Genomic DNA, 7,769 nt, shown 5'->3' on the forward strand with positions numbered 1-7,769 from the left:
GGCTTAAGCCGCCATACTGGGTTAATCGAACAAAGCGCGTGCCGCTCGGGCAGCGTCCTGCGCCTGAATGCGAGAAACGGCCTCGAGCGACTGCGCATAGCCGACCGGAATGCGCGGCGCGCCCAGCCGGGAAACGCGGCAGCCTGTCTCCTGTGCTGCGGTAGCCGCCACCTCCGCGCCGAAGCCCGCAACCTGCACGGATTCATGCACCACTAGCAGTTTCTTCGTGCGCGCACAATCCGCGAGGACCGTCTCGCGATCCCACGGCCAAATCGAACGCAGGTCGATAACGCTCGCGGAAATGTTTTCGGTAGCGAGCGCAGCGGCGGCCTGCTGTGCAACATGCACGGCGGACGACCAGGAAACGATGGTTAGATCCGCGCCTCGTTGGATGACGCGCGCACGACCGGGTGGAAGAATGGCGCCCGTATCGACCTGACCGCTCATGGCCCACAATTCCTTGTGCTCCATGTACATCACCGGGTCCTCACCACGTAACGCATCCGCCAGCATGGTGTAACTGTCCTGAGGGGAAGCGGGGCACATGACGGTTACACCAGGCAGGTGCGCGAATGCGCGCCATGCTGCGATACAGAGAAATCAGTTCCATAAATTCCTACGCCGCCAGGCCCCTCAACGCGAGCTCATAGCTCCTAATGCCAAAGCCGGTGACAGAACCGCTGCAGCAGCCGGCAAAAGGTGATGCGATGCCACGCGCCGCAGGGTTGCTTACATGAACCTCGACACAGGGACAGCGCAGCGCTTGAACGGCAGCGATGACCTTCGGTGCGCCTGATAGGAAGCCAGCCGGATTGATGATGACCGCATGGGTCGAGTCATGAATCTGGCCCAACCTGTTCGCCACGACCGTCTCGTCGTTCGAATGAAAAAACGTCACGTCGAAGCCCGCTTCTGTCGCGTACCCGCGAATTGCCTCTTCGTATTCGCCGAGCTTCATCGATCCGAAGGTCTCGATCGCTTCGAGCCCGCGCTTCTCCATTCCGGCGCCATGCACGACGAGAACAGTCGCTACGGGCTTGCCCATCTTCTCCGTCCCGCTCACAAGCGCTGCAAGAGATCTCGAACGTCCCGTTGAGGATCATCGACCAGCTTCGTCTCCCGGCCGAAGACCATGGTCGTGCGCGAGGCGGCATCGTACGTCGGCCACGGCAACTCCTTCGTCGAAGGATTTCCGCTTCGAGCAAAGTTCACCCACGCGTCGAACATTTGACGGCCGACAACGGCACGTTTGTTCTCAGGATCGGCCGCCGCACGCATCGCGTCGGTATCCTCTCCGTCCCACGCCGTACCGTAATCGCCAAGGCCAAAGATGAACGGCAATTCCACCCCATGCACGGCCCATTCCGCCCGGAAGCACGGCGTCTTCCATGCACATTCGTACATGTAGACCGGCGCACCGTCACGTGCAATGAGGAGCTCGGACTGAATGGTTGCACCCTTGCGAAAGCTGACATCGGAGGCTACCCGGACAGCCAGCTCCGCATCGGAAAGATGGGGCATCAATTCGCGATACTTTCGTACCAGCGGTACCAGTTCCTCGACACTGAAGTTCCATTGCAATTGACTTTTCGCGCACAGCCTTGCGACGTCCACATTCGCCTTCAATGGACCATACATGTCGAGTCCCACGTACGTCGCGCCCTCGTCGGAGTTCAGGCCGATCAGAAACGGAATGTCGCGCGCGAAATCGGGCGCCTTGTCGCGCCAAACCATTTCAGGCATGACGCGTCCGTCGACCGTGGGGCCATAGGCGAGATACGGCGTGTAGTTAGTGTTGGTCTCCTCGGCAACTTTGTCGAAGCACCGAACGAGCGTGTCGGCCGGCACGGCTTGCAGCGCGGCGATATCACCACGTTTTAGCTGCAAGGTATCGAACACGGCGTCGGTCAGCCTCGACGCCTCATCAGCCGTTCGGATTTTCATGATCGAACCGCTCTGAACGATGGCCTTGTGAAAGAGACCTCGCGCAGCCGGCATGCCGCAGAGCATGGTGATCTTGCCGCCCCCGCCCGACTGTCCGAACACGGTGACGTTGCTCGGGTCGCCGCCGAAGCGCTCGATGTTGGTTTGCACCCACTTGAGCGCCTCGATGATATCGAGGTGGCCCGCATTGCCTGCCGTGCCGAAGCGTTCGTCGTCGCCCAAGTAGGTATAGCCAAGCCCGTGCAGGCGTTGATTGACCGCCACCGTAATGACGTTGCCACCCTTGGCAAGGTTGCCGCAGTTGTACCCGGGCGCATAGGCTGAGCCGAACGAATAGCCGCCGCCGTGCAGCCACACCATGACAGGCAATCGTGACGACTCCGTGGCGCTAGCCGGGCAAAAAACCTCCAACGTCAGGCAATCTTCGCTCGCCGGGCCGGGACTGAGCCAAACCGGAAAGTCGGGGTTGGTTTGCACGCAGTGATCGCCGAGTACGAATGCATCGCGGATGCCCGTCCACGGCGTGACCGGCTGCGGTGGCATGAACCGATTCGCTCCCGCCGTGTTGGCGCCGTATCGGACACCTAGAAACGATGCAAGCCCGTCGCTCACACGGCCGCGCAATTTGCCGTACTGGGTGTCGACGACCCTAAACGAAGCCTCGCCGTGTCCGCGATCTTTTTCGACTTGCTCGACTGCAATGTTCACGATCTCGATTCCTTAAATAAATATCAGTCATTGAATCGGCGCATAAGCGCATGCCCGAGCGCCAACGCCCGGCGACATGAGCGCCGCCGGCCTGACGTAAAGAAACTCACGCTACGAGTGACCGCCGAGGTCATGCGACCGACGGCCGGCGCCGCATCAAATCACTTGCCGCCCGATGGCAAGGTAGATTTCCGGCCGCGCGCGCCTCAAGTACCGCGCATAAAGGACGCCAATCAAAAGCGTTCCGAAGACGACAGCGATCAGAGCGTGCGAAACCCGCACATTCCCAGTCAAGACTTTCATATTCGCCGTTGCCAGCCAACCGACAAACGAAAGGAGAAAGAAACTGACGGTGGGCGCAACTCTGGTTCTCAAGAAACTCTGACCTTTCATATTGCGCGCAAAGAACACCAGCACTGACAACGACGTCAAAATCAACAGCAGCAGCAAGCAATATCCGCCCACTCCCGTCAGCACCGCAAACGCGCCGAACGGCTCTACTCCGCTCTTGATCACACCAATCAAAATAACCAACATCAAGCCGGTGACGACGACGGAAGCGCGATGAGGCGAACCATGGCGTTCATGCACAGTGGCCAGAGCACGCGGAAACGTGCCGTCGAGCCCCAAGCAATAGATGTATCGAGAAAGGATATTGTGCAGGGCGAGCAAACAGGCAAAAACGCTCGAACAGAGCAAAGCGTTCACGGCTTCCAAACCGGCCTTGCCCAGATAGAGGCCGATCGCGTTCAGGGAGATCTGCGACGGATCGGCTGCGGCCCTCTCCAGGACCGATTGCGGACCGTATGCGCAAATCAAAAAATACGATGCGGAGCTAAACAAAGTGGCCATGACCAAGACCGCGCAATACGTCGCTCGCGGAACCGTCACCTCCGGATCACGAGCCTCCTCTCGGAAGACGGCGGTCGCCTCGAACCCGGCGAAGCAGGTGACCCCGAACAATAAGGCGAGCCCGACGGAACCCGATGTCACAGCACTAGGCGTCAGCCATGACGGCGACAGGACGGCTGCGCCCTTAGCCGCAGCCACAGCGATCTGCCAGACGAATACGATCAACACTTCGCAAATCAGCGCGAGCGTGAGAACGCGAGCTGAAAACGTAATGCGCAAATAGCCGAACACGCCAACGGCGGCAAGCAGGAGAAGCGAATATCCCCACCAAACAAGCGGCTCTGCGTTGAACAGATGTTTGACTAATGAAGCGTAGACGATACCGGAATAGAGGTAGATGCCGACCATCATAAAGCCGTAGGCAAGCATCGCCATCAGCGCGCTGCCCAGGCCCAGAGGCCGCCCGATCCCCGCGGTAATGTATGCATAGAACGCACCCGCATTGGGTACGTGCTTCGACATCGCCGTAAACCCCACCGAGAAGATCAGAATGAGCGCCCCAGCGATCAGGTACGTGACTGGCGCACCCAGCCCGTTGCCGAGGGTCATCATGACCCCCATGCCGGTGACAACGGTTAGCGGAGCGTTATACGCCAACACGGTAAATACGATTTCCAGCATCCCCAACTGCCCGGAAAGCGTGGCGGGACGACTCTCGCCAGAGGGTGTGGCGAATTCCGGCAGCGCGGCCCCTTCATTACTGTCGATCAACGTGTTCACTCCTGCTCCCGCTTTTCGTTCCAAGGTAGTCCACCTCCCGCCCTGCAAGCCAGTTGTCCTTTCGACGCCTGGCTCGACAAGAGCAAATAAGCGACGAGAACGCGGACTCCACATCCATGCAAATGACGAATCACCGTCACCAAGCGCCGTGCTTCCAGCGGGCTTTCTCCCGCTGCGCGATTCGTACCCATTGGTCAAATCAAAAGAACGGCAAGTACGATGAAGTGAACTTTACGGGAGCAAAAGTTTTTATACAAGGGTTTTCCGGGGCCCTCATCGCAAGCATCGCGATGAAAGCCGATCCAGTCGGGCGATGACGAGCCACTACAGTACTTTCCCTAACTTGCCGCACGACGTGGGACGTCAGGCTGGGGGCTTAGCGCGGACACCGCTGCCACGCCGACGTATTTGGCTGGGATGCGGCAACTGACGTCTCGCGCTCGATTCATCGCCAGCGCGTCATTCGACTAATGACTTTTGCGAGTGGCTTTAATCGGCCTGATGGAAGAGAGATTCGTCCGTCGAATCGTCGCCCGAGACGCGCGCATTATTCATCACTTCCTTCCCGAGTTTTTGCATCCGGTCGCCCAGCGCCGCGCGACGGGCGTCGCTCAGTCGCGCCGGCGTGGATACCAGCACCATGGCCGCAATCGGATTGCCGTCCTCCTGCAGCAAGGGCACGGCAATGCCCCAAAACCCCGGCGCCAATGTGCCCGGGATGAACGCGTAGCCGCGCGCCCTCGTCTCCGTGATCTGCTTGCGTACGATGTCCGCCGACATATGGGTGTACACAGCGCCATACCGATCAGCATTGGCCCGGAGGATCGATTCGACTTCCTCATCGGGCATCGCCGCAAGAATCGCCAAACCGCCGGCGCCGAGGCCGAGGGGATGTCGATCGCCCACGCGCAAGGCGCTTTGCGGATACTGCTTGTTTGCACTCGCGCGGGAGATGCATATGGCCTCGAGGCCGTGCCGCACAGTGAAGAAAATCCAGTCACCGGTCTCCAACGCTAGAGATCGGAGCACCGGCGCCGCGACACGCTGAATCGCGTAGCTCGGCTCGGCTGCCAGGCCCACCGCGTAGGCTTCCGGCCCGAGCCGATAGCGTCTCGTCGTCGGATCTTGGACCACGAACCTCTCGTCGAGCAACGTACGCGTGAGCCTGACCGCGGTCGTCTTCGTCAAATCCATCCGCCGCGCGATCTCACTGACACCCAACCCATCCGCCTGGGATCTGGCCAGCACCTTCAAAATCCGCAAGCCTCTGCGCAGTGTTTGGGCTCCGTCCGTCACGACGTCGTTCGCTATCGCCCCTCGCATTGCCTCTCCAGTCAATTGGTCCATATTTCGGTCCATTTTATAAGGCTTGATCATTGTTGGTCAAAGAAGTGCCGCATATACTGAAATCACACCATCATATATGGTCCGATATGTGACCCATTTAATAGCCATCGGGCGGATAGCCGATGGCCACCCGGCGCACTTATTGGCCAAGTCGTCGTTCGGCACACAGGCGACTCGATAGGAAAACAAAACATGCGAGACACTGAAACACTCAACGGAGAGCCGTTCAGCCCCGGGCGCGTCATCGTGACCGGAGCTGCCTCGGGCATCGGCCGCGCAACCGCCACATGCTTGCTGCTCGAAGGTTGGCAAGTCGTGGCGATTGATCGCGATGCGCTTGCCCTGGAGCAACTGCGTCTGGAACACGGCAATGCCACAGGTCTTTGCGTCGACGCCGTCGACATAACACATACCAACGAAATCGAGCGGATCGTCGCCGAATTGGCCGACGACGTCCCCCTGCGCGGGTTGGTGTGCTGTGCCGCCAAAGGGGACAACACACCTTTCCTCGAGTTATCGCTCAGTTCGTTGCGTTCCGTATTCGACGTTAATCTGATGGCGACGTTTTCGCTTTGCCAAGCGGCTGCCCAGCGGATGGCGAGGCACGGGAAAGGCGGCTCGATCGTCAACATCACGTCAGTCTCCGGCCTCCGGGCCAACGCAGGGCGATCCGCCTACGGCGCCTCAAAGGCCGCGGTCGAAATGCTGAGCAAGATCATGGCAGTCGAACTTGCGCCCGGGCGTATTCGCGTCAACACCCTCGCTCCCGGCCCCACGCTGACCTCGATGGCTGCGGGCATGCACCGCGGCCCTGAGCGCGAGCGACTGCTCAGATCGGTGCCGCAGGGCCGCTATGCCACCCCGGAGGAAATCGCACAAGGGGTGGCGTTTTTATTGGACGAGCGCCGCTCCGCGTATGTGACAGGACACACGCTCTGTGTCGACGGCGGCATGTACGCGGCCGGTAGTTTCGAACCCTCGCCCGCAATCGCTTGAGGCCCGCAGGCAAGCCCTCGGCTTGCACGTGCCGGCATGCATAAATCATTCGACGGAGACACACATGACATCTAACGCCATCACCTGGGTCGACACGGTGACCAAGCTGGACGAACGCCACGCCGGCGCAGTCATCGTGGCCGGATCACATGGGGGAGGCTACGCTGCTTACTGCGCCGCCCGTGCTCAAGTCCGGGCCGCGATATTCAACGACGCGGGAGTCGGTAAAGACGCCGAGGGAATTCATGCCCTTTCTTACTTCGATGCGCTAGGCGTTCCGGCTGCTACGACCTCGCACCTCTCCGCGCATATCGGTGATGGTAAGGACAATTTCGAGAACGGCGTGATTTCGCATGTAAACGAAACGGCGCGCGCGCTCGGTTGCAGGGTCTCTCAGACTACCCGCGAATGCGCCGGCTTGATGCTGGCTGCGCCCGCATTCACCTATCCAGTCCCAGCAAAAGAGGAAAGTCGCACCGTCATCGCGGATGCGGCAGGACGAGCGGAAGTCGTCGTGATCGATTCGCTGGCCTTGCTCCTGCCACGAGACGCGAATTCGGTCATGGTCGCGGGCTCTCACGGCGCGATTTTGCCGATGGACGACCGCATCCTGCTGGCAGGCGACGCACTGGGTGCGCTTTTCTGCGACGCCGGCTTCGGCAAAGACGACATCGCCGTAAGCAGAATCAAGAAGCTCGATCTGCATGGCAAACCGGGCGCCGCGGTATCCGTCCATAGCGCTCGGATCGGCAACGGTATGTCGGTCTTCACCGAGGGAATCTTGTCCTTCGTCAACGAAACCGCCGCGCGCTACGGTGCCCGAGTGGGGATGACGGCCAGGGAATATGTATCGCTCCTTCAAGACACGTTTGCATCGAAAACTGCGAGCGTGCCGGTACGTGCGAGCGAACCGTGAACTCGACAGTAATCGGCGATACGGGCAAGGTGGGTAGCGCAGTCTTGCCCGCGCACGAAATGGCAGGAAAATTAGCGCAGATACCCGTGACTGCGGGGATGTCACTGACCGGCATATTCGAGCCATTCCGGGATCGGCGTAATCGAGCCACCGGATGATCGCCGCAATCGAGCCAGTGCATGATCGGCGCAATCGGGCCACTCGATGATCGGCGTATTGGAGCCAC

7 protein-coding genes are annotated in these 7,769 nt (G+C 60.1%); 2 read left to right on the forward strand and 5 right to left on the reverse strand.

Translation table 11 applies throughout. The features are described 5' to 3' along the window. Nucleotides 1–21: 21 nt before the first annotated feature. The 5 genes from ACLFKU_RS24985 to ACLFKU_RS25005 all read right to left on the reverse strand — a co-directional run bounded on the left by ACLFKU_RS24985 (nt 22) and on the right by ACLFKU_RS25005 (nt 5,631). Nucleotides 22–513, reverse strand: coding sequence for a transketolase C-terminal domain-containing protein (locus ACLFKU_RS24985; protein WP_410850847.1), 492 nt, complete (start codon nt 511–513; stop codon nt 22–24). Nucleotides 514–616: 103 nt separating this feature from the next. Continuing rightward, the gene (locus tag ACLFKU_RS24990) at nt 617–1,045 is read right to left on the reverse strand and encodes a type II 3-dehydroquinate dehydratase (protein ID WP_410850848.1); all 429 of its coding nucleotides are present in this window, start codon (nt 1,043–1,045) and stop codon (nt 617–619) included. A gap of 14 nt (nt 1,046–1,059) precedes the next feature. Beyond that, nucleotides 1,060–2,652 carry a carboxylesterase/lipase family protein gene (locus ACLFKU_RS24995; protein WP_410850849.1) on the reverse strand — a complete coding sequence of 531 codons (1,593 nt, stop codon included), beginning with the start codon at nt 2,650–2,652 and terminating at the stop codon, nt 1,060–1,062. Between the two features lie 156 nt (nt 2,653–2,808). After that, entirely contained in the window at nt 2,809–4,284 is a 1,476-nt protein-coding gene (locus ACLFKU_RS25000) for an APC family permease (protein ID WP_410850850.1), read from the reverse strand. Between the two features lie 489 nt (nt 4,285–4,773). Continuing rightward, nucleotides 4,774–5,631, reverse strand: a complete 858-nt coding sequence (locus ACLFKU_RS25005) for an IclR family transcriptional regulator (RefSeq protein ID WP_410850851.1) — start codon at nt 5,629–5,631, stop codon at nt 4,774–4,776. A 192-nt stretch (nt 5,632–5,823) separates the two neighbouring features. On the opposite strand from ACLFKU_RS25005, the gene ACLFKU_RS25010 reads away from it, so the two are divergent. Continuing rightward, on the forward strand, nt 5,824–6,627 hold the full coding sequence (locus tag ACLFKU_RS25010) for an SDR family NAD(P)-dependent oxidoreductase (protein ID WP_410850852.1): 804 nt from the start codon (nt 5,824–5,826) through the stop codon (nt 6,625–6,627). 64 nt (nt 6,628–6,691) lie between these two features. Then, entirely contained in the window at nt 6,692–7,543 is an 852-nt protein-coding gene (locus ACLFKU_RS25015; RefSeq protein WP_410850853.1) for a hypothetical protein, read from the forward strand. The last annotated feature ends 226 nt before the right edge of the window (nt 7,544–7,769 follow it).

Origin of the sequence: Paraburkholderia sp. EG304 (assembly GCF_046543485.1) — a bacterium.
Lineage (GTDB): Bacteria > Pseudomonadota > Gammaproteobacteria > Burkholderiales > Burkholderiaceae > Paraburkholderia > Paraburkholderia youngii.

Excerpts from the sequence above, each read along its gene's own strand:
- ACLFKU_RS24990 (WP_410850848.1), bottom strand. The coding sequence starts at position 1,045 with ATGGGCAAGCCCGTAGCGACTGTTCTCGTCGTGCATGGCGCCGGAATG.
- ACLFKU_RS24985 (WP_410850847.1), bottom strand. The coding sequence starts at position 513 with ATGCTGGCGGATGCGTTACGTGGTGAGGACCCGGTGATGTACATGGAG.
- ACLFKU_RS25005 (WP_410850851.1), bottom strand. The coding sequence starts at position 5,631 with ATGGACCAATTGACTGGAGAGGCAATGCGAGGGGCGATAGCGAACGAC.
- ACLFKU_RS25010 (WP_410850852.1), top strand. The coding sequence starts at position 5,824 with ATGCGAGACACTGAAACACTCAACGGAGAGCCGTTCAGCCCCGGGCGC.
- ACLFKU_RS25015 (WP_410850853.1), top strand. The coding sequence starts at position 6,692 with ATGACATCTAACGCCATCACCTGGGTCGACACGGTGACCAAGCTGGAC.